This window comes from Streptococcus sp. HSISS2 (assembly GCF_000448665.1).
GTDB lineage: Bacteria > Bacillota > Bacilli > Lactobacillales > Streptococcaceae > Streptococcus > Streptococcus raffinosi.
The window spans coordinates 635,190-637,933 of the sequence record NZ_CM002133.1 but is presented as its reverse complement, the minus strand read 5'-3'; the positions used below and the strand labels follow the sequence as shown (position 1 = coordinate 637,933).

Below are 2,744 nucleotides of genomic sequence, written 5' to 3'. Positions count from 1 at the left end.
CCCCCGTTAACATGACCGTTGTCAAGCCCCGTTCTTTGAGCTTTTTGATTGCTTCTTTTGAGCTGGCCTTTGGAGCATCTTGAATGGCAATCAAGCCAATCACTTGCCCATCCACAGACAAACTGATCACTGTTTTGGCCTGCTCTTGCAAGTCTACCATCCGTTTTTCAAGCTCCGGATCCATCGCTGTCCCGTCATGAAGTTTGCCATTTCCCAAGGTCACCAACTGCTGGTCGATCTGACCTTGGACCCCTTTTCCTTCAATCGCTTGGAAGTTTTCCACAGGGGATAACACCAAACCTTTTTCTTCTGCTTGGGATAACACCGCTTGGGCTAGTGGGTGTTCTGAAAAAGCTTCAAGACTAGCAGCCAGTGTCAAGACACGCGCTTCATCTCCTACAACATCGGTTACAAGTGGTTGGCCAATGGTAATGGTCCCTGTCTTATCAAACACAACGGTTTGAATCTTTTGCACTTCTTGAAGAACTGTTCCATTTTTAATCAGAACCCCCATCTTGGCACTACGGCCGGTTCCGACCATCAGGGCTGTTGGGGTTGCTAAACCAAGGGCACAAGGACAGGCAATAATGAGGACAGATACTGCATAGAGCATGGCCTCTTGAAGCGATGCGCCCAGAAGCACGGACCAAACCCAGAAAGTCACAATGGCCAAAATCGTCACCACTGGAACAAAGATACCTGAAATCTTATCCGTCAAATCTTGAATGGGAGCACGACTGGATTGGGCCATTTTGACAAAGTCCACAATTTGAGATAAGAGGGTCTCACTACCGACTTTTTCAGCCTTAAAGAGAATGGTCCCATTGCTGTTGATAGTGGAGCCAATCACTGCATCACCAACTGATTTTTCCACAGGCAAGCTTTCACCTGTCACCATCGACTCATCAATGGTCGTACTTCCTTCTACAATCGTCCCATCAACCGCAATCTTTTCCCCAGGACGGACCCGAATCAAGTCATCAATTTGGATATCTTCTGCCGCCACCTCGACATAGTTCCCATCACGGAGAACTTGAGCCGTTTTTGCCTGCAAATCCAACAACTTTTCCACAGCCTCGGAGGCATTGTTACGCATCCGTTCTTCAAAGATTTGCCCTAAGAGGATAAAGAAGATGATAAAACCCGCAGCCTCAAAGTATACTGGCTGACCAGTAAAAAATGCAAATACACTATAGACATAGGCTACCAGGGTTCCAAGAGCTACCAAGGTATCCATATTGGAATGGTGCTTCTTAAATGAGGCCCAGGCACTCTTGATAAAAGGTACTCCTGCTACCAACATGATCGGCGTTGTCGCTAGAAAGCCTCCCCAGCGATTGACTGGATGGGAGACAAGTCCTGCCCACATCCCAATCATCAAGATCAATAAAGGAAGGGTAAAGATACTAGTAATCCAAAAGCGGCCCAGTAAACTTAAGACACGACGGCGTTTTTCCACAACCGTGTAGGAACCCTTTTGCATCTTCATTCCACATGAAAACTCAAAGTCCCCTGTTTCTGTCGGGGTAAAGGATATCACCTTATCTACACCGACTTCCAAAGGCTCTAAGATCCCCTGATCTTCAAACAAAATTTCCTTGTAACAGCCGGAAGGATTGATCCGATGGAAGGTGATTTCAGCAGGGATCCCTTTTTGAAGTTGAAATTCTTTGGGACTATAGCCCTTTTCTGCTGTAATACGGATCTTTTGCACTCCGTTTTCCACAACTGCTTTTTGTTTTTCTACCATACCTAACTCCTTTATTCCACAATCATTTGACCATGCATCATGTTCATTCCACATGAAAACCCATATTCGCCCGCTTTTTCTGGCGTAATTTCAATGACATGTTTTTCACCTAAAGGCAAATCTTCATGGACGCCAAAATCTGGAAAGATCACTTGAGCCAGACATGAAGATGGATCCTTGCGATTAAAGATGATCCGGGCTGGAACATTCTTTTTCAGGACAATGGTTTCAGGCGAATAGCCCCCCATGACTTCGACTTCAATTTCTTGATAACCTGATTTCTGACGAGCGTGGCCGCTTACCTTTTCATGCTCTGCAAAGAACCACCAAGCAATAAAGACAACCGCAAGTAAACAAACAATACTAATCAACAATCCAAACATGGAATCTCCTTCTTTCTATTACATACAATTGCAAGGGACTGTTTCGACAGCCTCTGCTTTCTTTTCTTCCAGGACCTGCTGCAGCTGATTAAGATCTGCAAGCGTAAAGTCACTCGCCTGAATCAAGTTTTCAAGCACCTGGACAATTCTTTTTGAGCAAACCTTGTCTTTCACCTCCTCAACCACCAAGTCTAAACTCTGGTCCTGCTTCAACAAAGCCGAGTAGACAAAGGCTTTGCCTGATTTTTCTCTAGTCAAACATCCTTTCTCCACCAAGCGGGTCAAGAGGGTCTTGATGGTCGACTTCGACCAGTCAAAGCGCTCGGACAAGACGGCGATCAAATCCGTGCTGGTCTGCTTGCCTTCCATCCAGATAATCTTCATGATGCGCCATTCCGCATTAGAAATTTGCATGGCTTCTCCTTTCAAAATCTACATTTGTAAACCTTATGATGTTATTTTACACCTAAGATTTACATTTGTCAACCAAAAAGTTTAAAAAAAAATCTTCCTTTGAAGATTTGTCTGGTTGGGCTTTTTTTCGCTCCCTATTTTTTATCTCCCTAAATTGTCAAATTAAGTTAGATTTTTCATGCAACTCAGAAAAAACT

At 44.5% G+C, this 2,744-nt stretch carries 3 protein-coding genes; all 3 read right to left on the bottom strand.

The genetic code is table 11. From position 1 onward, the window contains the following. On the bottom strand, positions 1–1,750 hold a 1,750-nt coding region (locus HSISS2_RS02970), incomplete at its 3' end, for a heavy metal translocating P-type ATPase (protein ID WP_042766940.1). 11 nt (positions 1,751–1,761) lie between these two features. Next, positions 1,762–2,133, bottom strand: coding sequence for a cupredoxin domain-containing protein (locus HSISS2_RS02965; protein ID WP_021145319.1), 372 nt, complete (start codon positions 2,131–2,133; stop codon positions 1,762–1,764). Positions 2,134–2,151: 18 nt separating this feature from the next. Beyond that, positions 2,152–2,547: a CopY/TcrY family copper transport repressor gene (locus tag HSISS2_RS02960; protein WP_021145318.1), complete on the bottom strand. Its 396-nt coding sequence runs from the start codon at positions 2,545–2,547 to the stop codon at positions 2,152–2,154. Positions 2,548–2,744 lie beyond the last annotated feature (197 nt).

Bases quoted from the DNA above. Each gene is read 5' to 3' on its own strand.
- HSISS2_RS02965 (WP_021145319.1), bottom strand. From the start codon at position 2,133: ATGTTTGGATTGTTGATTAGTATTGTTTGTTTACTTGCGGTTGTCTTT.
- HSISS2_RS02960 (WP_021145318.1), bottom strand. From the start codon at position 2,547: ATGCAAATTTCTAATGCGGAATGGCGCATCATGAAGATTATCTGGATG.